The sequence below is a fragment of the Pseudoalteromonas sp. M8 genome, assembly GCF_018141365.1.
GTDB lineage: Bacteria > Pseudomonadota > Gammaproteobacteria > Enterobacterales > Alteromonadaceae > Pseudoalteromonas.
In genome coordinates this window covers 1745209-1768794 of the sequence record NZ_CP047240.1, presented here as the reverse complement: position 1 = coordinate 1768794, position 23586 = coordinate 1745209, and the positions used below count along the sequence as shown (strand labels likewise).

The following is a 23586-nucleotide window of genomic DNA, read 5'->3' as shown; positions in this document are numbered from 1 at the left end:
AAAATTGATATCACCCGTTAGTCGGCCTTTAGGCCGACTAACGTTTAAACCTAAAGGGTACCCTTTAAACCCAAAGACTACCCTTTAAACGTTGGGGGGATTGTCGACCTAAAGGTCGACCTACTTTACTATCTTCATTTCATCTAACAGGTTTTGTGCATTATCAACCTTGTCCATTACCCATAACATGTAACGCGAATCAACATGAATTGAGCGGTTTAGGTTTTTATCGTAATCCCAGTCACCAATAATGCTTTCATATACACCGTCAAACAGTAAACCTACTAACTCCGCTTTCCCGTTTAAGGTCGGCGAACCTGAGTTACCACCTGTGGTATCCACGTTAGAAAGGAAATTCACCGGTACGGTATTCATGCCACCTGTATATTGACCATATACTTTTTCGCGGATCAACTGCTGTTGCTTTTTCGGCGCGTTAAATGGTTCAACATCGGTATTTTTAGCCAGTAACCCTTCAAGCGAAGTAAATGGCGTTGCCACTAAGCCATCTTGCGGTGAGTAGCCACCTACCGTACCGTAAGTGACACGGAGTGTGCTGTTAGCATCTGCGTAAACTGGCTTATTTTGCGACTTGTTGTAAGCAATAATGGCTTCCATCAAAGCTGGACGTGCAGATTGCTGCTTACCAGCCAATTCTTTTTCTTCATCTTCGATTTGCTTCATCACTGCAAAAATCGCTTTTGCATATTGAATGAATGGATCAGAGCTTTGATTTAACTGCTCAAGCTCTAAATCTAACATCCAAAGACGGGCTTTTTCATCAGCAAGCTTAGAGTTAGCATACATCTCATCTAGCAGCGCTTGGTGTTTTGCTTTATTGAAGCCGCTTTCGAGTTGAAGCTGCTTATCGACTTCAGTTAAACGCGCTTCTTTTGGCAAGGCTGCATAAAGCTCCATGAAGTAAAGCATAATCGCTTTATCAACTGTTTCATCATAGCGGCGCGTCATACGCTGAAGCCCCGCTTTGATTTTTGGCATATCACGTTCTTGATAACCACTCTCACGCTCAGCATCAGGCTTTTGTTTTTCAACCGCCAAGCGATAAAGCTTACGCGCAGTAGACATCATTTGCGAACGGTGGATATAGCCAACCATCATATCACGCTCATAATGAGCTTGAGATTGAGCAACCAACTCGCTCAATTCGTTTAGCACGGCGCCATACTTTGCTTTACGGTCTGCATCGGCATTGATCCAAGTGCTAAGATCGCGCTCAAATTGCTGCTTGCGGCTATACATACTACCTTTTTTGAAGCTTTCAATCATAGAGCCAAAGTTTTTGATGTAGTTGTTGTAACCTGCAATGGTGCTTTCATAGGCGATACGAGCTTGCGACCCTTCTGGTGCATTTTCTTCAATTAGTGCCACATACTTTGAGTTATGTTTACGTACCATGGGGTAAACCGTGTTAAACACATAATCTACTTCAGAAGCAATGCGATAACGGTTGGTACGACCCGGATAACCCGTCACCATTACAAAGTCGCCCTCTTGCACGCCTTTTGCACTCACACTCAAGAATGACTCTGGGTTGTAGGGTACGTTATCTTTAGAAAACTCAGCGGGTTTACCATCTTTACCCACATATGCACGGTAAAAAGCAAAGTCGCCAGTGTGACGAGGCCACATCCAGTTATCTATATCGCCGCCATATTTGCCCACGCCCATCGCTGGCGTGTATGCCAGACGGACGTCTTTTATCTCTAGCGATTTAATGAGGTAATATTCCAATCCACCATGAAAGGTATAAACATTACAGCGATAGCTTTCATCTTGCTCACACTCGGCAACAAGCTGTTTGCGCTTACTGTCAATGGCGTCAAAACGTGCTTTACCGGTCAGTGAGTCCGTCCCAGCATTAACTTTATCCGTTACGTTCGACACTTCTTTTGTCACATAAACGCGTGAGCCCGGTGCCGCCGGCAAGTCTTCACTTGGCTGTTTTGCTAAAAAGCCATTCTCAAGAATATTGTTATCTGTTGTTGAATTGTATTGAATAGAGCCGTATGCACAGTGATGGTTTGTCACAACCAGACCTTTAGGAGAGACAAATGACGCCGTACAGCCACCTAAGCTAATCACCGCATTCATCGGGAACTCAGTGAGTTTTGAAATTGACTTAGCGTCAATCTCTAGTCCTTTAGACTTTAAAATAGATTCAAGTTCAGGTAGTTGATGTGGTTGCCACATGCCTTCATCGGCAGCAACGTACTGAGAAAAGGCCAACACCATGGCCGCGGAGATAGCTTTAACACGCATATTCCAATCCTAAATGTTATATTATTTTAATTGCGGTCAGTAATGTGACCCAAGATAGCGCCAAATAGCAATTTATTTCGGTGGAATTCGATAAACCGATGTAAACAACCATGCAGAAAGTACCAAGATAAAACGCCTAGTTTTCACTTTTTTAGCGAAACATTTCATCGGTTAATTCAAAGGGTTCCCAAGTCGCTTGTGCCGAACCAATTTCTTCTAAAATGCGTCCTTCCACGCCATCAAACGGTGCATTAGAGATCCACATTTTTACTTCACCCTTTTCACCAAACCCAAAGATAATATAGGGATCAACATCGGTTTCTGTTTCACCTGTGTAATGGGTAATGCTCGATAAATTACCCGCGATTTTGTACGCCTTGTCACGCTGTACAGTTAACGCTGCACGATAGTGTTTTCCCTGCTTGTAGTCCCACCACTGCGCTTTTACTTTATATGGGATTTCGGCTCCCCAAAACGTCCCACTTCCTACGGCATTTCCCCAACCACCGCCTACCGCACCAGCAGGGGGTGAAAACCTATCATCAAATATCAATTTCACCATCAAATCGCTTTTTTCGTACGAAGAAATACCTATATGTAATTTTTCTAGCTCGGTATGTGAAGAGCAACTGCAAAGCAGTATTACTAGCAACAAAATGATGTAGAGTTTATTTATCATCCTTTTCTCCAAGTCGAACATCCCTTGTCTTATTTGTTTTTTATCTTAACTTTGAATTGTGGGCGCTTATCTAATTAAACATCTCATCGGTTAATTCAAAGGGCTCCCAAGTCGCCTGTGCTGAACCAATTTCTTCTAAAATGCGTCCTTTAACTCCACTAGCAAACTGAGAATTAGAAATCCACATTTTTACTTCTCCCTTTTCACCAAACCCAAAGATGATATAAGGATCAACATCGGTCTCCGTTTTGCCTGTGTAATAAGTCACACTCGGTAAATTATCCGCGATTTTGTATGCCTTGTCTCGCTGTACTATAAACACAGCACGATAATGCCTGCCTTGCTTATAATCCCACCATTCTGCTTGAACTTTATGTGGGATCTCAGCTCCCCAAAACACACCTTTCTTTTGAGCGTTCCCCCAGCAACAGCCTATAGCACCAGCGGGAGGGGAAAATCTATCGTCAAATATCAGCTTTACCATCAGGTCACTTTTTTCATAAGCGGAAATGCCTATATGTAATTTTTCGAGCTCAGAATGTGAAGAGCAACTGCAAAGCAGTATTACTGCCAGTAAAGCGGTATAGAGCTTATTGAACATCCTTTTCTCCAAGTCGAACATCCCTAGTCTCATTTGTTTTTTATCTTAACTTTGGATTGTGGGCGCTTATCTAATTAAACATCTCATCGGTTAATTCAAAGGGTTCCCAAGTCGCTTGAGCCGAGCCAATTTCCTCTAAAATGCGCCCTTTAACTCCTGCAAATGCTGAATTAGAAATCCACATTTTTACCTCACCTCCTTCACCAAACCCAAAAATGATGAATGGATTCACATCATCATCAACACGTCCTGATGCAAATGTAACAGGAGTCAATTCGTCAATTATATGGTAGGCTTTCTTCCGCTGAACTTTGAATGAAGCTCTGTAAAGTTTTGCTTGCTTGTAGTCTCGCCATTCAACATCCACTTTATGTGGGATTTCAGCACCCCAAAACGATCCTTTTTTCTGAGCATTTCCCCAACAACAGCCTATAGCACCAGCGGGAGGGGAAAATCTATCGTCAAATATCAGCTTTACCATCAGGTCACTTTTTTCATAAGCGGAAATGCCTATATGTAATTTTTCGAGCTCGGAATGTGAAGAGCAACTGCAAAGCAGTATTACTGCCAGTAAAACGGTATAGAGCTTATTGAACATCCTTTTCTCCAAGTCGAACATCCCTAGTCTCATTTGTTTTTTATCTTAACTTTGGATTGTGGGCGCTTATCTAATTAAACATCTCATCGGTTAATTCAAAATGTTCCCAAGTCGCTTGTGCCGATCCGATTTCCTCTAAAATTCGTCCTTCGACGCCATCAAACGGTGCATTAGAAATCCACATTTTTACTTCACCCTTTTCACCAAAGCCGAAGATAATATAGGGCTCAACATCGGTTTCTGTTTCGCCTGTGTAATGGGTAATGCTAGGTAAATTACCCGCGATTTTGTACGCCTTGTCACGCTGTACAGTTAACGCTGCACGATAGTGTTTTCCCTGCTTATAATCCCACCACTGCGCTTTTACTTTATGTGGTATTTCGGCTCCCCAAAACGATCCATTTTTTTGCGCATTCCCCCAACAGCAACCTATTGCGCCCGCTGGGGGGAAAATCTATCGTCAAATATCAGCTTTACCATCAGGTCACTTTTTTCATAAGCGGAAATACCTATATTTAATTTTTCGAGCTCGGTATGTGAAGAGCAACTGCAAAGCAGTATTACTGCCAGTAAAATGGTATAGAGCTTATTAATCATCCTTTTCTCCAAATTGATTTATTTCCATTTTTATACGCTTTCCAAACTTGTACCTGCGGTAGCGCTTTTGCATTATTGTAAAACATTTCCCTTTGTCCATTTTCAGTGGCGTATTTTGCCTTTCTTTCAGCTCCATGAGCCATTTTATCCACAGCTCCCGTAAACCGAGAACTAATATGAATATAATGCTCGTATAACTTCTGCCAAGCTTGGCTTGCTGGCCCAGCTTTAAGAGCTTTAGGTACCAAAGTTGCGACCTCGTTGCTAAGTTCATAAGGGTAGATACTTTGAAGACGCGCCATATCTTTTAGCGGAACGCCATGTTGAATTGCCTCGTTATACATGTGGTGCAGTCCATAATGGGCAAGGGTATTATCTATTTTACGTCTCCAAACGGGCCGGTATGTGGTGTAAAAATCCTTATCTCTTCCCGAGCGACTAGCACCATATCTTAGCCTTTTAAAGCGATAGACCATATCCACGTTAATACCAGGCCACTGATATTTATGTTCAATTGCCAATTTCGCCTGTTGTACTTTTGCTTCATGCTCTGGATTTCCGGGAATGCCACGAATGCGCTTTAAAGGATACTCAATATCAAAACTGATAGGGGCATACCCGCCCCCAATATCAGAATGAACGCCTGGCAAGTGGACTTCCTTGTGATTAGCAAACAAACTGCCATCTTTATTTTTTAATGAGCTTAGTGGGAATTTATCACGCCGCTCATCCCAAGCCGTTAAGTGATATACAGCCCCAGCACTGGCTTGATTAAGATCGAGTCTAGCCGCCTTCTCTAACTCATCTCTAGCATACAGCTCACCATGATCATTATCTCCATCCCCTCCAATAGACGCGACGGTATCGAAAATACCAACAAAGCGAAATACCACCTCTTTACCAACCAATCTAATATCTTGCGCTTCTCTCATTTCATTAACCAGATTAACAAATGCCCTTGCTGCCGCTGCACCACGACTAAAACCGAAACAATCTACCAATACATTTTGACAAAGCCGTATATTGTTACCCTTAAGAAATAGACGTAACTTAGATATCGCGCTCGTTAACCTTTCATCGAAACTATAGGCTATAGCTAAATCTACGATCGAGTCTTTCTTTCCTGCCGCTGTGCCGACTCCTTCTATGTATTCTGAAAAAACAAACTTTTTTCCAGTGTCATACAACTCATGGAGCTTAGCGATATTCGTCGGCTCTTTATCATCAAATGGGTCCAAAATATCGTTGTACTTGTTGTTGCCTGTACCATCAAAGAAGATCCCGATACTCGGAGGCTCGCTAATAAAATATAGGTGTATATTACCCTCACCTGACACTCTGTGTTTAATCAGCTGCACTCCGCCCTCAGCGCCAATCTTAAGTGCTTTTACTTTTTCTATATCAAGTAGGTCTGCATATGGCACATTGTTAAAAAGCACCTGCTCCGGCACACCTAAGATTTTTGCTTTTAGGCTATAGCGACCATCTTCACTCAACTTGCCGAATATCAGAGGCGTTTGTGTTGCCCCTTCAGAGGCTCTGGATAATGTGGGAGTATTAGCACCTTGGATCACAAAACTCACCGCCAACTCCCCTTCCAGCGACACCAATATGCGCTTTTCAGCCACCTCAGGTGATTTATCGACGTTAATCGAGGCCAATACCTGTTCAACCGGTGTTAACGGGTCTAATTGGCTTGCGCCAATGGGCTGATTAGGATCAACCCCACCACTGCTTGTAAAGGCATTGTTTCTAATCTCTGCTTTGAAATAAGACTTGCGTTTAACGATGATTAGCTGCTCTCTAGAACCGGCAGCACTGCCAGACCTTACACTTTGTAAGCCCTTTTTGGTCTTTATAAAAACACGAGTAAATTCGTCACGCTTAACATGGCGCCAATTATGTCTTTGTTGCAATACTATCCAATCACTGGCATGAGGCTTTAGTTGCGTTCTAATTTCTGACGGTAAATGAGCGGTTGTGGTATGGGGTGGTAAGACTTCAAGCTCATCGATTTGTTGGTCAATCAACCAATTATGTTTTTCTTCAACTATTTTCATCCTTGTTCACCAGAGTTAGTTTTTATATCATCCTTTCGCATTAAAACAGGCTAACATTTAACCGCCCAATTGGTAAATAAAATTTAATAAAATCGTAAATAAAACGTCTTATGACGATAAGTTTTCAACGTCTAGGTCTTTGCTATATCAGCCGCAAAAGTAATGTGTGAGTTAGCCAAACTTTTTACATCATTTGTCACCCATAAATGATAGGATCGCCGCAATTGTCAGTAATGAGTCAAATTTATGCTTTCGTGTAACAACATCACTATGCAGTTTGGTGCAAAACCACTGTTTGAGAATATTTCCGTTAAGTTTGGTGACGGTAACCGCTATGGCCTAATAGGCGCTAACGGCTGCGGTAAATCCACCTTTATGAAAATCCTAAGCAAAGAGCTAGAGCCAAGTGCAGGTAACGTAAACTACGATCCAAACGAGCGCATCGCTAAGCTAAATCAGGATCAATTTGCCTACGAGCAATATACGGTTGTAGACACAGTGATCATGGGTCATAAAGAGCTGTGGGAAATCAAGCAAGAGCGCGATCGCATTTACTCATTACCTGAAATGAGCGAAGAAGACGGCATGCGTGTTGCCGACCTTGAAACGCAATTTGCTGAAATGGATGGCTATTCCGCAGAAGCAAAAGCGGGTGAATTACTCCTCGGTGTGGGTATTCCAACCGAGCAACATTATGGCTTAATGTCAGAAGTTGCTCCTGGCTGGAAACTGCGTGTACTACTTGCACAGGTATTATTTGCAGAGCCAGATATCATGCTCTTAGACGAACCAACCAACAACTTGGATATCTATACTATCAAGTGGTTGGAAGACGTATTGAATCAGCGTGATTGTACTATGATCATCATCTCGCACGACCGCCACTTCTTAAACTCAGTGTGTACACACATGGCGGATATCGACTATGGCGATCTGCGTATTTACTCAGGTAATTATGATGAATACATGTTTGCTGCGACGCAAGCTCGCGAGCGCCTGTTGTCAGACAATGCTAAGAAAAAGGCGCAAATCGCTGAGCTACAGCAGTTCGTTTCGCGCTTCTCTGCAAACGCCTCAAAAGCGAAGCAAGCGACATCTCGTGCTAAGCAAATTGACAAGATCCAACTGGAAGAAGTTAAAGCATCAAGTCGTCAAAATCCATTTATTCGCTTTGAGCAGGAAAAGCCGCTATTCCGTAACGCACTTGAGCTTATCTCGCTATCACAAGGTTATGACGACACCCTATTCTCTGACCTAAATGGCCTTGTTGAAGTCGGCGAGAAAGTTGCCATCATCGGTGAAAATGGTGCCGGTAAAACGACACTACTCAACACCTTAGCAGGCCGTAAAGCGCCGCAAGCAGGTGAGTATAAATGGTCAGAAAACGCCAATATTGGTTACTATGCGCAAGACCATGCTGACGAATTTGAAAAAGATCTGGATCTTTTCCAATGGATGGAACAGTGGCAACAGCCAGGCGATGACGAGCAAGTCGTACGCGGCTTCCTTGGCCGTATGCTGTTCTCTCAAAACGACATCAAAAAGTCAGTTAAGGTGATCTCAGGTGGTGAACAAGGCCGTATGCTATTTGGTAAAATCATGATGCATAAGCCAAATATCCTACTAATGGACGAACCAACGAACCACATGGATATGGAATCAATCGAGTCTCTCAACTTGGCACTTGAACAATACGAAGGTACGTTATTCTTCGTATCGCATGACCGCCAATTTGTCTCATCACTCGCAACGCGTATTTGGGAAATTAAAGACGGTAAGATCACCGACTTCCATGGTACGTACGACGAATACCTCGCGAAGAAAGCGGCTGAAGCCGTTTAAAGGTGACGAGGTAACAACACTCAGTTCAAGCAAAGCAGTAAGGCTTGTTTTGGAAACTAAACAAGCCTTATCATTTCTCAACATTCTGCAATAGACTTTTCAACACGCTCTCAAGATAATCTGGTTCTGGAAATAAAGACTTGGTGTACAACCAATTTCTTTTTGGACCCAATGTAAACGTGCCTGTTTTCACTTTATACCCAGGATTGACGTGATAGGCTTTCGCATCAAGAATCGCCCGAACGTCACTGATGGACAAAGTCCATTGATGACCACCTTTTCCTTCCCTCGTGTCTTCCAAATAGCATTCTAATCCTTGAGGCGTCACCTTAAGTGTAGTTTTTTGTCTTGAGGTTTTAAAAACCAGCGTCTCCGTTAATTTCTCATCCGCCGATTCATCAACTTCTGAACTCGGTTCAGGCTCATCTTCTTGTTCAGGTGGCTTTAAATAGGTTTGATAGGCTAAATAAGCGGTAATTACTGCGGTAGCCGCCGTCACTATTTGAGTTGTAGCTGAAATAAATTGTAATAAATCCATGTAACAATCCCTTATTTTCACTTTGTGAGCATAGTGATGATAATACCTATAAGCATAGACATCTGTTGTGATAACGCGAATGAATGAGGGAGTTCAAAAAGCAGAGCAGTATAAAAGAGCAAAAAATAGACAAACACACAATTTTGCTGTTAGGATTGTTCTCGCAAAAATTGGAATAATAAAAGGGTCGGCTATGGAACGTTTACAGAATATGTATTCGATAATGTTGCTGTCTAAGCTGAAAGCAAGCTTTCCAGAATCGTGCGATATCAATCACCACACTTTTTCACTCCCATACGTAGATCAACAACTACTCGAAGACGTTGTGACTACTCACCTCAATGAAGGGCTTATCCAAGTGGATGGCCGTGACCAGTATAGTTTGACGACAAAAGCGATTGCACTGTTTGGCGAAGACGAATAACTTAATAATAAAGAAATAAGCGCACCGAAGTGCGCTTCCAAGTTATTAACCTGAGATCAGGTTAACTAGGGACTGTGATGCTATCGTTAGCATCTGCAACCAAAGTAACTTGGTTACCTATGAAATCTACGTCTAAATCCGAAAATACCAGCCAGCAACATAAGGCCGGCAAACATTGAACCGCCAGATGAATCAGAGTCAGTTGAAGGCTTATCAGGCACTTGATCAATCAAGGTATTTGCTTTTGGGCTTAAGCCTTGAGCTGATTTGGGATCATCATCCAGCACAGTAATTGCGTTTATGGTTACAAAGTTAGCTGCCCCCGGCTCACTATTGCTATCTTTACACTGTTCATCAGTGAAGTTAACTAATGGCACATTACCACAACGAGGAATTTTTGCTATCGCTTCTAATATTTCCATGCCATCACCAGTCACTTGACCAAAAACTGTGAAGCCACCGTTGTCAACGTCCAAATTTTTACTGTTGTCTACCAAGTTAAAGAACCATTGGCTTGTCGCACTATCAGGTCTATTTGCTACCTTTGCCATTGCAATAGTGCCTTTTACGTTAGACCATTTAGGTTCATTTTTTACAGCATCGTAAGTAGCGATGGCATCAAGAGGCACATCTCCTTCATATTTGAAGCCACCACCTTGCACAACAAAATCTGGAATAACGCGGTGAATTACCGTATCAGAATAACGCCCGTTATCTACGTATTTCAAAAAGTTTTCCACGGTTTTAGGCGTACTTTCATCAAATAAATTGACCTGAAAGCTACCATGAGAAGTTTGAAATTCGACAATCGTTGCATTAGCAGCGAAGCTTCCCAACAAAGTTGAAGCGAGCAATAGAGAGTTTAGCTTGAACATACTTTTCCACTTGGTTATTTTAATTCTCTTTGCAAACTAGAATAAAAATTTATTTATAAGTCGGCTAGCAATTCATTGCCAGTGGTAACAATTAAGAACATTTGCAGACTTAGATTTACAATAACCGGTTAAGAACCCACCACACCTTGAGCAAGTTTTAGTCAAACAAACGTATTTCACCGCATAACTCCTCGGAGTAGACGGTTTATACATGCAACACTTCGTCATTTTTTATATGATGCGCCCGATTATAATTCTAAATCCAGGACAACAAGTATATGAGTAATTCCTCTGAAGCGATGATGGAGATGAATACCATCAGCGACGGGCGCTGGACCCAACACGACACACATTGGGTATTAAGTTTATTTGGCACTGCGGTCGGCGCAGGTATCTTATTCTTGCCAATTAACATAGGTATTGGTGGTTTTTGGCCACTCGTTATCATGACCGTGCTTGCCTTCCCTATGACCTATTTAGCACACCGAGGATTGGCCCGGTTCGTCCTTTCATCAAAGCAAAAAAATGCCGATTTTACGGATGTAGTAGAAGAGCACTTTGGCGCAGGTGCTGGCCGTTTAATTTCCTTACTTTACTTTTTCTCTATTTTTCCTATTTTGCTTATCTATGGTGTTGGCCTAACCAATACCGTCGACAGCTTTATTGTCAATCAACTTGGCTTTGAATCGCCATCTCGTATTTTACTCTCCGGTTTGCTCGTTGCCGGGATGATTGCCATTATGCTAGGCGGCGAAAAGCTGCTACTGCGTGCTTTTGCTATTTTGGTTTACCCGCTGGTTGGGGTATTACTGTTTTTGTCACTCTATTTAGTGCCTAACTGGCAAATGCCAGTGATAAGCACGCCTGACGTTGCGAGCTTAACCGAGTTGCTTTGGCTATCCGTTCCTATCGTAGTATTTTCATTTAGCCATGCAGCCGCTATATCTAGCTTTGCTAACGTGCAGCGTCGTCACTACAAAAGTGAGGCAGTTCAAAAATCAGAAGCCATTCTTCGTACGACCTCCATTATGTTGATCGTGTTTGTTTTGCTATTCGTGTTCTCCTGCGTATTCTCTCTAACACCAGAGCAAATGGAAGAAGCAAAATCGGCGAACGTCTCTGTTTTATCCTATTTAGCTAACGTTTATAACAATCCATTTATTGAAATGCTTGGCCCTCTTGTGGCATTTATCGCGATTACTTCGTCTTTCCTAGGCCACTTCCTTGGTGCACGCGAAAGCTTTAACGGCCTTGCAACCAAGCAAACGAGTATGAGCTACAAGCTTGCTGACAAGCTAGGCGTGGTATTTATGTTTGTTGCTATTTGGGTGTGCGCCGTATTAAACCCAAGTATTTTGGACATGATGGGGGCTATCTCAGGCCCGATTATTGCGATGATCTTGTTTATCATGCCAACCATTGCCGTGTTTAAAGTACCGGCACTACAAAAATACAAAAGCCACATTGGCACTTACTTTGTACTATTCGTCGGCTTGCTGGCGGTTTCTGCATTACTGTATAACATGCTAGGCTAACCAAAAGGGAGGCATCGCCTCCCTCACCTCCCTTTCTTTCTTGTTGCTTATCCTCATGGCAGTTCAGACTAAATTATGGTAGTTTTCAGTGTCTTGAATGAACCACCATAACCGAAAAATAAGCTTTGACTTTGTTTATCTTCATGGCAGTCCAACCTATATTATGGTAGTTTTCAGTGTCTTAAATTGAATACTATAACCAAACGATGAATTTTGACTTTCCACCAGCAATTAACAAAGAAATCACAGCGCTAATCAATCAAGTGCATAACCTACCTGTGCACGAGCAAACGCTGTTGAGTGTGCTGGCGGTCGTCTATAAACCAGTTTCAGCAATCAAACTCAAACGCCTAGTTCAAGCACTCGTGGCAAAAGAGATCATCCCCGAAAATGACTTTGAACAAGGTGTAAGTCATAGCCAAATTATGAAGTGGCGCTCAGACGGGTTAGTGACTTTTAACGAAGATGGAGTGCAAATAAATCTAAAACTCGCGACCAGTTTAAGCCATCGAGTCATGGCTGACGGCCAGTTTTTAGCAATCCTTAACGCTGCTGAAGAGTTTATCCCTGTACTGAATGCTTATGAATGGGAGCGCCAATTTGCCGATGAACAGCGACTCATTAGAGACTTTTTATTTATCAATCAACTACCAAAAGCCCGCAATCATTTAGAACTGGCGAAAGACCCACAGGCGGTATGTCATAAGACCAATCAAGTGCTATTACCACTGTATTTTTATCCTTTTTCAATTGAAGGATTTTCGGCGCTTGCTGATGACTTGCAATATCAAGCTTTTGCAACTTTGCTCTATACCTTACTACAAGGTGGTCACAGCATTAGCTATGCACTTGAAGTACTCACACAGGTTCAAGCCAAGACACAGAGCCCACTACTGACCTGCTTATTAGCAGAGTATCAAATCTATACCCTGCAATTGGATAAGGCTCAGGCGTTGGTAGCCAATATCCAAACCGCTTATAGTGCACAAATTATGGCAAGCATTGCTTTTTTACAACAACACGACGATATTATCGTTTGTTTTGAACAAGCACTAAAAGCCAAAGACAAAATCACCAAACGTAAAAAGCAGTACCTAGGTAGAACACTGGGTTTGTTTCATAAGTTGGCGTTATTGCAGCAAGCCAATAGCCATGATGCCGCATTATTTGACACCCTCTCTCAACAGCTTGAGTTTGAAAGCCAAGACAGCAAAGCGCCTTATAATAACTTCTTTGCCAATAACGTGCTGTTATACTGCGCAGAGAGCTTGTCGCAAAACAGTACCTACAGCAGCGCCCATTTAAATTATTCAAGTCTGAAGAAATCTCATGTTTTTGACTATTCCTTAGGTCGCTTGCTCGACTGCTTTGCACACTTCTGGTGTAATCAGAGCTTAGATGCCAAAGCGCTTGCCAGTCTCGACGACTGCATCGCAATTTTTGAGCGCCTCTCTTTACCTCTTTTTGCTGGGCTTGCAAAGCAGTTGATGCTGGCAATGCACGGTGAGCAATATCCGCTTGCGTTTAATCCCGAGCTGAATGTTAGTCATCTTGTTGCCAAAAAGACGGCGTGGGATCTGGCACTGGACAAGCTTATTGCGCTCAACCCGAATGCAAATACCAGCCAAGAAGTTGACGAACAATTTCGCCTGATTTGGCAAATTAGGCAAGGTCGCTTTGATATTGAGTTTTTAGCACGCGAGCAAAAGCGGGGTAAAACAGGCTGGGGAAAAGGTAAGCCAATTTCCTGCAAACAACTGAAACAACACCCTGAGCAATTTAGTTATATCAGCCAATCTGATAAAAAGCTGATCGACGCCATCGCACCACAGTCAGGTTATGGCTACAATGGTCGTGCGGACTACACCCTTGCTGGAATTCCAGCGTTAAAAGCCGCAGTCGGCGCCACCAACCTATACCATGAAGAAGACTTAAAACAAGCCATTACCATTGCCGAGAAATCTCCCGAGTTACACATCCGTCAACATGGCGACGATCTGCTACTCTCTATTCCTAATTTACCCAGCTATTTTGGTCAACCGCAAACCTACTCATTTACTCAGCAAGCTGAGCATCACTACGAGTTTATTGTGTTTAACCAGTCACATATACAGGTCGCTGAGATTATTGGCGAGTCTGGATTAACCGTGCCTACCAGTGCAAAACAAAAGGTGCTATCGAGTATTAAAGCCATCGCACCTTATCTTAATGTACAGTCTGATTTAGCTGATATAGATACTGGGCTGGACAGTATCGAGGCGCAATCGGCGCTTGTTATTAACATTCAACCTTATCATCAAGGCCTCGATTTTCACTGCGTGGTCATGCCCTTTGGCGAAAAAGGGCCGATTTTTCATCCCGGGCACGGTATTGCCACTGTCAGCGCCGAAATTGATGGTAAGCGCTTATCCACCACCCGAAACTTGTTACTTGAGCAGCAAAGATTGGATGAGTTAGATACGCACTGTCCGCTATTTTTGGAGATGACGGATAATCGCTTAAGTTTAGCCGAAATGGATGAAGCGCTAGAGGTGCTACAAGAACTTGAGCTGGTGATTAATCAAGAGCCTTGCCCTATGGCACTCAAGCTCAGATGGCCTAAAGGCAAAAAGGTTAAGCTCAGTAGCAAGCTCGAAAGCCAACATTTGCAACTTGCCATGAGCAAGAAAAATGAATGGTTCGACATGACCGGCGAGCTAAAAGTAAGTAATGACCAAGTTATCGAACTTAAACAGCTTCTAAAAATGGTTGCCACCAGCAATGGCCGCTTTATTGCGCTGGATGGTGAGCAAGTACTCGCGCTTTCAAGTGACTTAAAAGCGCAACTTGACCAGCTCAATAACGCGACCGAGGGCGGAAAGTTTCACCCGTTAGCCGCGCCTTTAATTGCTGAAGCCACCACAGGAATGCGGATGAAAACCTTGCCGGCTTGGGAAGAGCAAAACGAAAAAATGCAGCAAGCCGTTGCATTAACTCCAACGCTTCCTTCAACATTACAAGCTGAGCTGCGCGACTACCAGCAGGCGGGCTTTGACTGGGCAATGCGACTTGCCCATTGGGGTGCAGGTGCGTGCCTTGCCGATGATATGGGATTGGGTAAAACCATCCAAGCGCTGGCGATGATATTGGCCCGTGCCAATGTCGGCCCGACGCTTGTCATCGCGCCAACATCGGTCTGCTTCAACTGGCAACAGGAAATCCAAAAGTTCGCACCAACCCTGTCGGTGAAACTCTTTTCTGACTATCCACATTCTGATGCTAGAGCCGAGATGCTGAGCAACTTGCAACCACTGGATTGTGTGATATTAAGTTATGGTCTACTACAGCGCGAAGTTGATATCTTAAAACCTATCGCTTTTGAAACTATTGTCGCCGATGAAGCCCAAGCGCTAAAAAATCCTTTAGCAAAACGTACTCAAGCCGCCTGCGCGCTCAAAGGCAAGTTTAAGCTGATCACCACTGGGACCCCAATAGAAAATAACCTCACAGAGCTTTGGTCACTCTTTCGTTTTGTAAACCCAGGGTTGCTCGGTAACCTCAAACGCTTTAGCGAAAAGTTTTCCGCTCCCATTGAAAACGCCAATGAAGATAAGCTCGCAGCACACCGCGCCCGTAAAGGCCTCAAACACCTGATCCAGCCTTTTATTCTGCGCCGTATGAAGCATCAGGTATTAACTGAATTGCCACCACGCACTGAGATCAATGTACCAATTCAATTGAGCCAAGAAGAACAAACCTTTTACGAAGCGCTACGCCAAAATGCCATTGACGAAATTTCACAGTCAACACAGCAAGACAGTGCCAACGAACAGCGCTTTAAAATGCTGGCAGCGCTAACCCGCTTGCGCCAAGCCTGTTGTCATCCAAAACTGTTAATGGCAGAAAGTCAGATAACCAGCTCGAAATTAGCGGCATTGGATGAGCTTCTGACCGAGCTGCAAGAGAACAATCACAAGGCACTTATATTCAGTCAGTTTGTAGGCCATTTGCAACTTATCAAAGCTCGTTTGGAAAAACGCGGGATCCGGTTTCAATATTTAGATGGCAGCACCCCAAGCAAAGCACGTCAGCAGGCCGTGAATGCCTTTCAAAAAGGTGAAGGCGAGGTATTTTTAATAAGCCTCAAAGCCGGAGGCTCTGGTTTGAACCTTACCGCTGCAGATTATGTTATTCACATGGATCCTTGGTGGAATCCTGCGGTTGAAGAGCAAGCGTCAGACCGCGCACATAGAATGGGACAAACACGCCCCGTTACTATTTATCGCTTAATTGCCAAAGGCACGATTGAAGAACAAATTGTCGAGCTCCATCACCATAAAAAAGACCTCGCGGATCAATTGCTCGCGAATACCGATAAAGTGATGAAGCTAGACGTAAACGATGTGCTATCCATGCTCAAGGAGACGCTGTAATACAAATCTCTGGCGCGCGATAAGGTAAATCTAACAGCGAAAAATAGTTTTGACCTAAGGCGATCCGGCGAAAAGCATTGTCGTCAAGAGAGGCAAGAATTCGGCTATTGATATCAACTTCCTCTAAATAATCGAAAAAGCGTTTATTTTTACTGGCGACGAAATCACTGCCCGGCAAGAAGCGCTCGGCATGGGCATTAATAAATTCAACATACTGCCCCTGAATTTTCGGGTCGCTAAAATAATAGTCGTACAAAATTCGCCATGACAGATCGGCCTTTAGGTTTTTATATTGGGAGAATAACCGCTCCATGGTGTTTATGTGTAGCTCCGGATCAATTTGGCTTAGCTCTTTTGATACTCCCATGTGCATCCAAATAATATCGTTTTCTGGGTAGCGCTTTAGCACTTCCTCAAGCAAAGGTAAGTATTTAAGTGGCGTGTTGTTATCGCCTAAGTCAGCGTGCAGAGCAAGCGGAATACGCTTTTCTTTTAGCACAGCCATAAATGGCTGCCACTTGGCGATAGTCTCTTTTTCTACCGCTTGATGCCCATTACCAAAATGCGCCGCTTTGACTAAATTCACTTCTCCCATCCAACGAAATAAGTCACCAAACTCGTCTTCAAGTAGTGCCATTTTTGGCAAAATAGTCTCTGGTTTGTGTAAGTCAGCAAAGGTCATAGACAAGGTAATATGCACGTTATCTGCGCCATATTTAAGATAATTGCTCGCATTTTTAAAGTCATTTTGAATGCTGGGTGAAATCAACTGGCTGTAGCACCCACGCTCACCAAAGCAATCAGGCTTTCGCTCGTAGGTTTGACCAATGCCATAAACGTTGATAAACACCACTCCCGCACGCTCTGCCCAAGTAACGAGCTTATCAAATGGGACCGCATCTCCCCGAAATGGCTGAAAATGGTGATGAGAATCAACGGCAAAATAACTAGATTGCGCCTTGCGGTCGTAGCACTGAGTTTTATCTACACTAAAAGTCGCTAACGTGCGTGTGCCAGTGGCTGACACACTTTGGCAACCAGCCAGTAAAACGGCACAGCTCATAGCAATAACACTTTGTTTTACATTCATTTTTATTATCTACTGAGTCTCCTTTACCAAGGTACTTTACCACGGATAATGTCCTTGTACATGACCCAGTCACCCATCAAGCTATACAGTGGATATTGAAATGTCGCAGGCTTATTTTTTTCAAAAAAGAAATGCCCCACCCAAGCAAAACCATAACCCGCGATTGGCAACAACCATAGTAAAGACCAATGTGCAAAAACCAGCGCAAAGAGCAAAATCAAAAGCACTAAGGTTGAGCCGATAAAATGCAAGCGACGGCAGGTTTTGTTTTTGTGCTCAGCGAGGTAATAAGGGTAAAACGATGCAAAAGAATTGAACTCTTTGTTATTATTTTTAGTCATGAGAGTATGCGATTCGTTATTCGACTGTAATACTCAGCATAGTGCAAAGTATTTACGTTGAAAATAAAAAAGGAATGAGCGTGGCAACAGGCTCAAAAACAGTATGTTGAAACCCCTAATGATGATCACCGCTGCTATGCTGCTCCAAGCTTGCAACGACACCGCCCCAACTACAAAATCAGAGGCAACGATGAATGCACAGAGTAACATTCAATGCAGTGTGAGTAAGGGTTCCGACTCAGGTATGACCTACCCCATCAATTTCACTTTTACCAACGCAGGCCATAATGATGAAAAGTTTCTAATTTGGCATACCCCTTTTGAAGGCTGGTGGAGCCAATTTTTAGAGGTAACACAAAATGGTAAGTCGCTTAATTATCAAGGACCCATGGCGAAACGACTCGCGCCCTCAGCTAATGAGTTTATGACCCTAAATGCCGGGCAAAGTAAAAGCGTAGAATTAGATTTAGCACTGGCTTATGAGATAAACACTGCACAGCCCATTACCATCACCTATCACAATCAGCTCAGTCATACCAATGCATTAAAAGCGTCATGTAGTAGGGTATTAGAATAAAACCGATATCAGCACCGAGTCTCGGCTCGTAGGTCGGCTTGTAGGTCGGCTTTTAAGCCGACAACTTAACCCAACAAACGACAACCCAACATCCCACAACTAAAACCCCAACATCAAGGTCTTGAAATTTGGATCACGACTCGACGGTTTTTACCACGACCAATGGCGTTGTCGTTGGTATCAATATGGCGCTTTTCGCCAAAGCCGTCAGTCATAATCTTATTCTCTTCAACCCCTAGGCTCGCCATATATGATTTAATCGCCTCGGCACGTTTCTTTGACAATCTCAGGTTGGTATCACGGCCACCGTAACTATCGCTATAGGCCGAAATATAAATTTGCTCAATTTTCGAGTCATTTTTAAGATATTCGCCGATCATATCCAAGCGTTTGCGTGACGACTTTGTCAGTTCGCTGGAATTTTTCTTGTAATTCATCACCGTAAAAGCGATGTCTTCAAAGCTGTATGGCAACAAGTTATCGCGACATTGTAAGAACGCCCAATATGCCTGTTTAAAGTTCACTGACGACAAAGAAACTGAGATTTTATCTACGTCGTTGTGCCAATCTTTATAATAAAAAGTGGGAAAGTAGCCCTTTTCAAGCTCAGTCAGCAACTGCCACGCGACGTCATTTTCAAGTTCACCGTCAAATTTTTTCAGTAATTTCATTTGCCCGATGCTTCTTGCCGGTTTGCCGGCTCGCCAAAGCGGTGGCACCGATTCAAGTCCTGCAAAATCGTAACTTTCAGGACGTACCATCATATCAAGGTTAAAGGTTAAGTCTTTATTTTTACTGGCATTACTTGAAAATATAGCTTCACCGTAATACGGAACTTCATGATTAAGCGCACAACTCAAGCGATTGTTTTGGTCAACATTCCAATGTGATGAATCAGCTTCGGCAGCGTATTGCCGCATTGCAGCCTCGCTATTAAAGGTAATGGCGCATAACGATATACCAACCCAACCTACTGATTTATATAACTTGATCACCCCACACCTCACAACATCAACCATTAATCTACATGCGCTCAACACGCCAAAAACTAGAGCTTATCTCTACCAATTCGCGCTATTTAGAGTTAAGCAATAAATGTACCATACTAAGCGCTCTCAAGCTGCTCGCTTCTTGTCGAGGTATCAGTATAATAGGCCGCTAAATTTCACAAACCAAGAAGATTATGTCTGATACCGAGCAAACGCTATTTTCAAAACGCTTTCGCGGCTTCTTTCCTGTAGTTATCGACGTGGAAACCGCTGGCTTTAATAAAGATACTGACGCCCTACTAGAAATTGCCGTCAGTATGTTAAAAATGGACGATGACGGGGTATTAAGCTTAGATCAGACAGTACACTTTCATGTTGTGCCTTTTGAAGGCGCAAATATTGAGCAAGCTGCGATTGACTTTAATGGCATTGATCCATTTTCACCACTTAGAGGCGCAGTTGCAGAAGATGAAGTGCTGAAAGAAATTTGCAAAGCCGTACGTAAAGCCCAAAAAGCCGCGGGCTGTCAGCGCTCCGTTGTCGTTGCCCATAATGCCGCTTTTGATCACGGCTTTTTAAATGCAGCGATTGAGCGTAACAAGATAAAGCGTACGCCTTTTCACCCATTTGTCAGCTTTGACACCACTTCACTTGCCGGGCTTGCTCTAGGGCAAACGGTGCTTGCAAAGGCATGTCGTGCAGCAGGTATCGAGTTCGATAACAGTCAAGCACACAGCGCACTTTACGACACAGAGCGCACCGCAGAGCTCTTTTGCTACATAGTCAACAAGTGGCAAGCATTAGGTGGCTGGCCATTACCAGAGCCTGAAGCCGAGTCAGAACCTGAGTCAACAACCGACACCGAATAATAAAAATGCCAGCAAATCCAGCTGGCATTTTTATAAGTGCTCGTTTTTAAGCTATTTCTGCGGTTTTGGCAGTCGTAAACTGCTGCATGATCTTACCTTCATGCAATTTAACGAAATTAGGCGGGTAAATTCGTGAAAACAGTTTCGTGTCTTTCGCTATTTTCACTTCAGTTCCGGGGTGCATCAGCTCATTAACAGTGACTCGACTCAAGCGTGCTAATCGATGTATTTTTTGCTGTATTAAACCGATGTTACGCTGATTGCGGCCGTAGTGTTTGTTGATTTGCATTTCGCTGTGCTGCAGCTTGGCAAGATATGCATCTCGTTTTTGCGATTGCGGCGACGCCTGTGCTTTATTCATGGCTTGTTTAATATCGATGACTTTGGACGCCAGCACCTTTTCCAGCTCCACTAATTCGCGGTGCTTATCGTGCAAACTATCCCAATCTTGGGCTAATGAAATACGCGTTCTTGTGCCTGATGGTGCTCCAAGTTCACCCGTTTCAATACGCATGGCATCCAATACATTTCCGCCAATCAGCTTGCCTCTGGGGGTTTCACCTTTACCGATTTTGATTAAACGCTTGGAAGCCAAGTCACAATGCAAGGCTTGACGTTCAATGAGAATATCTTGTTCGCTTTCAATTCGGCAGTACTGCGCATAGCCTAACGAAACACTGCGCTTTGCTTTAATCGAGCACGAAAAAGGTTCACCTTCGGTGCGCTTACGGCCAATGGTGCCAAGCATTATCGTGACCGCGCTACCACTTTCAAGAATGGCCGATTCCACAAAGCCAATAACAGTAATATCGCCCGAAGCCTTAACACGCATTCCATCTTTAATATCACCGCTCACAATCACGCTGCCATCAAATTCAACATGCCCAGTCGTCACATCAATGTTTTCATAGCACAGCACATCGTCAACACGCATGCCACGAGGAACGGCTACAGGCACACCTTTTGAATCGGCAATAAGCAGGTTCTTATCGTTGGGATCGAGCTTGGTGCCTTCTGACACCTCAAGTGGCGCGTCTTTGCCTGGTTTAGGGTCAATCACGTCACCAAACACGGTATAGCCCGGCTCGCCTTCAGTTGGCGGGACTTTTTTCATTAATGGGCTGCCCGGCTTTACGGTGATGATAGCACCTAAGTTGCGCATATCGACTTTACCGCCGCTCGATTCTTGCGGGCTGAGCACTCTGTCCTGCGCTGTCATACACAGGCGCACAAACCGTGCGTCATTGCCATCTTTGGCTCGTTGACCATGCGCAACAATACCATTGTAAGTGTGTCCAGGAGGGAGTTCTAACTGCTGACCGAGAAGATTATCGAGGGCTTTGCCACTGACACCTTTTTTAATACCCGCTTGCTTTAATGCTTGTTTGGCTTTGTTCATACAAACCAACTTACCGCCTCGGGCTGTGGTTACTCTCGCTTCAGCAAGCATGTTGCCTTCTTCAATACGCACAGAAATAGACGCATCGATAGCGCGAGCCACAATCAGCGAGTCCTGCTCGGGCGTCTCACTAGCAGCGAATAATTGACCTATATTGGCATGAATGATTTCAAAATCCGCATATGGCGACTCCTCAATCATCTCTATCAATTGAGACGAGCTCGCCGGAAATCCGGATTCCACTGGATGAGAGAGCAAGTAGACATAGCCCTCATCCTCATCAAAACGAAATAATGACATTCATCAACCCTGAAAAGTATGCATGATCTTATTGTTATGTTGTTATTTTTAATGCAGCGAACTCATTTGAGCATAACTTCGCCAAATTGTTAAGCTTAACATTGCCTGAACTGCTACAAATTATAAATGAATGTAAATCATTCCGTGCATTAAAAGTACAACTTATTATTTTCCTTAGATTTATCGACTTTACAGTGCAGAACTTTAGACAAACTTTGGGATTTCACGCCAAATGGCGGCAAACTCATAACTAAGTATTACTCTGTTTTACACTTGCCGTTTTATAGGGTAATTTCATCTTTCATGAAGGACATAACTTTTACGGACAGTCATGACAACGCACGTACACCTTAGTTTTATCGACACTAACTTTATTAACACGCTTACGCCTGTACTCGACCACAATATCGACTCAGATGAAATACTCTATTTAATAGAATCTCAACAACAACAAAATCTTGAAGATATAAAAAGAGTGCTAGGGCCAAGAGGGGTGAAAGTACATCATGCCTTTATTCCTACCAGCCGAGATAGTGACACCTTAATCGACAGCTTCCACCAGCTCATTGATACCCTAATTAGCGAACAACCAGATACTCAATTTGTGTTTAATGCCAGTTGCGGCGACCGCCAACACTTACTTGCGATGTATGAGGTGATCCGCGCCTATCCAATAGAATGTTTTATCATTGAACCCGAACGCGACGAACTTCACTGGCTTGTACCAACAGAGCGAGTCAACACCATCCTTGCCGATAAATTAAAGATACGCGATTTTTTTAACCTCATCGACGGCGATATCACCGAAATTGCAAATGAGGGGATCGTTGATATTCGCTATCGCCAGCTCGGCGCCAAATGGGCAACCAGTCAAACAGATTTTAGCCATGCTCTAGCCCAGCTCAACTACCTCGCTGCCAGCAGCGAAGATAATGCACTTATCAGTGAGCCTTTGAGTCGCAGCCAAATGAATAGCCCAAGTTTGCAAACACTCATTGACGATTTAGAAGATGCTAACGTCGCCACAAGGCAAGACGACAAATTAAAGTTTGCTAATGAAGGCGCTCGTTTTTTTGCCAACGGTGGCTGGCTAGAAGAATATGTTTACGCCACCCTCCTCAGCCTAAAAAAAGAACTCACGATTTTACAAGATGTCGCCCAAGGCGTTGCGATTAAACGTCGCGTGGGGCAAGGCTATGTCAATAACGAGCTAGACATTGTGGCGCTCGCCAACAATAAGCTTCACCTCATTGAATGCAAAACCAAAAAGTTTAGTAAAGGGGAAGGCAACCAAGTGATATACAAACTTGATTCCCTCAGCGAGCTATTTGGCGGCGTACAAGCAAGAGGCCTACTGGTGAGCTATCAAGGCATTAGAACTTCGGAAAGACTGCGCGCCAAAGCACTAGAAATTGGCCTGATCTGCGAAGACGACCTTGGCCAACTTAAAGATAGACTACGCAACTGGTTGCGCGGAGCGTAAACACAAAAGGCAACATATCCAGCGTTTGTTGGCGCTGCGTTTATCACCCCTACAAACACACAAAAGCGGTGGCGAGTGCGCCGCTTTTGTGTGGTAC

General features: G+C 43.6%; 18 protein-coding genes and 1 pseudogene. 7 read left to right on the top strand and 12 right to left on the bottom strand.

Annotated features, from left to right (window positions below; translation table 11 throughout):
* Nucleotides 1-120 precede the first annotated feature (120 nt).
* From GSF13_RS12610 to GSF13_RS12585, 6 genes and pseudogenes are all read right to left on the bottom strand, one after another.
* On the bottom strand, nucleotides 121-2280 hold the full coding sequence (locus GSF13_RS12610) for a S46 family peptidase (protein WP_211868619.1): 2160 nt from the start codon (nucleotides 2278-2280) through the stop codon (nucleotides 121-123).
* Between the two features lie 151 nt (nucleotides 2281-2431).
* Nucleotides 2432-2959, bottom strand: coding sequence for a DUF2931 family protein (locus GSF13_RS12605; protein ID WP_211868617.1), 528 nt, complete (start codon nucleotides 2957-2959; stop codon nucleotides 2432-2434).
* Nucleotides 2960-3029: 70 nt separating this feature from the next.
* On the bottom strand, nucleotides 3030-3560 hold the full coding sequence (locus GSF13_RS12600; protein WP_211868615.1) for a hypothetical protein: 531 nt from the start codon (nucleotides 3558-3560) through the stop codon (nucleotides 3030-3032).
* Between the two features lie 70 nt (nucleotides 3561-3630).
* Nucleotides 3631-4158: a hypothetical protein gene (locus GSF13_RS12595; protein WP_211868612.1), complete on the bottom strand. Its 528-nt coding sequence runs from the start codon at nucleotides 4156-4158 to the stop codon at nucleotides 3631-3633.
* Between the two features lie 70 nt (nucleotides 4159-4228).
* Nucleotides 4229-4755: pseudogene (locus tag GSF13_RS25000) on the bottom strand (hypothetical protein).
* Nucleotides 4752-6815 carry a DUF2235 domain-containing protein gene (locus GSF13_RS12585; RefSeq protein ID WP_211868610.1) on the bottom strand — a complete coding sequence of 688 codons (2064 nt, stop codon included), beginning with the start codon at nucleotides 6813-6815 and terminating at the stop codon, nucleotides 4752-4754. Before GSF13_RS12585 ends, GSF13_RS25000 begins: the two are co-directional and overlap by 4 nt.
* Nucleotides 6816-7061: 246 nt before the next feature.
* Here GSF13_RS12585 and GSF13_RS12580 point away from each other — a divergent pair, with 246 nt between their 5' ends.
* On the top strand, nucleotides 7062-8657 hold the full coding sequence (locus GSF13_RS12580; protein WP_010375453.1) for an ABC-F family ATPase: 1596 nt from the start codon (nucleotides 7062-7064) through the stop codon (nucleotides 8655-8657).
* Between the two features lie 70 nt (nucleotides 8658-8727).
* On the opposite strand, the gene GSF13_RS12575 is transcribed toward GSF13_RS12580, so the two are convergent.
* Complete coding sequence (locus GSF13_RS12575) at nucleotides 8728-9195, bottom strand: hypothetical protein (protein ID WP_010606476.1); 468 nt, start codon at nucleotides 9193-9195, stop codon at nucleotides 8728-8730.
* A 193-nt stretch (nucleotides 9196-9388) separates the two neighbouring features.
* Between GSF13_RS12575 and GSF13_RS12570 the strand changes: the two genes are divergently transcribed.
* Entirely contained in the window at nucleotides 9389-9619 is a 231-nt protein-coding gene (locus tag GSF13_RS12570) for a hypothetical protein (protein WP_045965390.1), read from the top strand.
* Nucleotides 9620-9732: 113 nt separating this feature from the next.
* Here GSF13_RS12570 and GSF13_RS12565 read toward each other — a convergent pair whose 3' ends face one another.
* A complete protein-coding gene (locus GSF13_RS12565) occupies nucleotides 9733-10494 on the bottom strand; it encodes a peptidylprolyl isomerase (RefSeq protein WP_174170970.1) in 762 nt (253 codons plus the stop codon).
* Between the two features lie 278 nt (nucleotides 10495-10772).
* Here GSF13_RS12565 and GSF13_RS12560 point away from each other — a divergent pair, with 278 nt between their 5' ends.
* Both GSF13_RS12560 and GSF13_RS12555 read left to right on the top strand, forming a co-directional pair.
* Nucleotides 10773-12029 carry an aromatic amino acid transport family protein gene (locus GSF13_RS12560; protein ID WP_010606473.1) on the top strand — a complete coding sequence of 419 codons (1257 nt, stop codon included), beginning with the start codon at nucleotides 10773-10775 and terminating at the stop codon, nucleotides 12027-12029.
* 206 nt (nucleotides 12030-12235) lie between these two features.
* Entirely contained in the window at nucleotides 12236-16441 is a 4206-nt protein-coding gene (locus GSF13_RS12555; RefSeq protein WP_211868608.1) for a DEAD/DEAH box helicase, read from the top strand.
* On the opposite strand, the gene GSF13_RS12550 is transcribed toward GSF13_RS12555, so the two are convergent.
* Entirely contained in the window at nucleotides 16425-17531 is a 1107-nt protein-coding gene (locus GSF13_RS12550; protein WP_211868606.1) for an amidohydrolase family protein, read from the bottom strand. The genes GSF13_RS12555 and GSF13_RS12550 overlap by 17 nt on opposite strands.
* A 23-nt stretch (nucleotides 17532-17554) precedes the next feature.
* Nucleotides 17555-17872: a DUF962 domain-containing protein gene (locus GSF13_RS12545; RefSeq protein WP_010606470.1), complete on the bottom strand. Its 318-nt coding sequence runs from the start codon at nucleotides 17870-17872 to the stop codon at nucleotides 17555-17557.
* A gap of 103 nt (nucleotides 17873-17975) precedes the next feature.
* Between GSF13_RS12545 and GSF13_RS12540 the strand changes: the two genes are divergently transcribed.
* Nucleotides 17976-18449, top strand: coding sequence for a protease (locus GSF13_RS12540; RefSeq protein ID WP_211868604.1), 474 nt, complete (start codon nucleotides 17976-17978; stop codon nucleotides 18447-18449).
* A gap of 113 nt (nucleotides 18450-18562) precedes the next feature.
* Here GSF13_RS12540 and GSF13_RS12535 read toward each other — a convergent pair whose 3' ends face one another.
* Nucleotides 18563-19468: an OmpA family protein gene (locus tag GSF13_RS12535; protein WP_010606468.1), complete on the bottom strand. Its 906-nt coding sequence runs from the start codon at nucleotides 19466-19468 to the stop codon at nucleotides 18563-18565.
* A gap of 164 nt (nucleotides 19469-19632) precedes the next feature.
* On the opposite strand from GSF13_RS12535, the gene rnt reads away from it, so the two are divergent.
* Entirely contained in the window at nucleotides 19633-20307 is a 675-nt protein-coding gene (rnt, locus tag GSF13_RS12530) for a ribonuclease T (RefSeq protein WP_174170974.1), read from the top strand.
* 46 nt (nucleotides 20308-20353) lie between these two features.
* On the opposite strand, the gene GSF13_RS12525 is transcribed toward rnt, so the two are convergent.
* A complete protein-coding gene (locus tag GSF13_RS12525; protein WP_010606466.1) occupies nucleotides 20354-22006 on the bottom strand; it encodes a FapA family protein in 1653 nt (550 codons plus the stop codon).
* Between the two features lie 331 nt (nucleotides 22007-22337).
* Here GSF13_RS12525 and GSF13_RS12520 point away from each other — a divergent pair, with 331 nt between their 5' ends.
* A complete protein-coding gene (locus GSF13_RS12520) occupies nucleotides 22338-23489 on the top strand; it encodes a DUF1887 family CARF protein (RefSeq protein WP_211868602.1) in 1152 nt (383 codons plus the stop codon).
* Nucleotides 23490-23586 lie beyond the last annotated feature (97 nt).

Bases quoted from the DNA above. Each gene is read 5' to 3' on its own strand.
- GSF13_RS12600 (WP_211868615.1), bottom strand. From the start codon at position 3,560: ATGTTCAATAAGCTCTATACCGCTTTACTGGCAGTAATACTGCTTTGC.
- GSF13_RS12575 (WP_010606476.1), bottom strand. From the start codon at position 9,195: ATGGATTTATTACAATTTATTTCAGCTACAACTCAAATAGTGACGGCG.
- GSF13_RS12605 (WP_211868617.1), bottom strand. From the start codon at position 2,959: ATGATAAATAAACTCTACATCATTTTGTTGCTAGTAATACTGCTTTGC.
- GSF13_RS12520 (WP_211868602.1), top strand. From the start codon at position 22,338: ATGACAACGCACGTACACCTTAGTTTTATCGACACTAACTTTATTAAC.
- GSF13_RS12565 (WP_174170970.1), bottom strand. From the start codon at position 10,494: ATGTTCAAGCTAAACTCTCTATTGCTCGCTTCAACTTTGTTGGGAAGC.
- GSF13_RS12550 (WP_211868606.1), bottom strand. From the start codon at position 17,531: ATGAATGTAAAACAAAGTGTTATTGCTATGAGCTGTGCCGTTTTACTG.
- rnt (WP_174170974.1), top strand. From the start codon at position 19,633: ATGTCTGATACCGAGCAAACGCTATTTTCAAAACGCTTTCGCGGCTTC.
- GSF13_RS12555 (WP_211868608.1), top strand. From the start codon at position 12,236: ATGAATTTTGACTTTCCACCAGCAATTAACAAAGAAATCACAGCGCTA.
- GSF13_RS12595 (WP_211868612.1), bottom strand. From the start codon at position 4,158: ATGTTCAATAAGCTCTATACCGTTTTACTGGCAGTAATACTGCTTTGC.
- GSF13_RS12540 (WP_211868604.1), top strand. From the start codon at position 17,976: ATGTTGAAACCCCTAATGATGATCACCGCTGCTATGCTGCTCCAAGCT.
- GSF13_RS12525 (WP_010606466.1), bottom strand. From the start codon at position 22,006: ATGTCATTATTTCGTTTTGATGAGGATGAGGGCTATGTCTACTTGCTC.
- GSF13_RS12535 (WP_010606468.1), bottom strand. From the start codon at position 19,468: ATGGTTGATGTTGTGAGGTGTGGGGTGATCAAGTTATATAAATCAGTA.
- GSF13_RS12580 (WP_010375453.1), top strand. From the start codon at position 7,062: ATGCTTTCGTGTAACAACATCACTATGCAGTTTGGTGCAAAACCACTG.
- GSF13_RS12560 (WP_010606473.1), top strand. From the start codon at position 10,773: ATGAGTAATTCCTCTGAAGCGATGATGGAGATGAATACCATCAGCGAC.
- GSF13_RS12585 (WP_211868610.1), bottom strand. From the start codon at position 6,815: ATGAAAATAGTTGAAGAAAAACATAATTGGTTGATTGACCAACAAATC.
- GSF13_RS12570 (WP_045965390.1), top strand. From the start codon at position 9,389: ATGGAACGTTTACAGAATATGTATTCGATAATGTTGCTGTCTAAGCTG.
- GSF13_RS12545 (WP_010606470.1), bottom strand. From the start codon at position 17,872: ATGACTAAAAATAATAACAAAGAGTTCAATTCTTTTGCATCGTTTTAC.
- GSF13_RS12610 (WP_211868619.1), bottom strand. From the start codon at position 2,280: ATGCGTGTTAAAGCTATCTCCGCGGCCATGGTGTTGGCCTTTTCTCAG.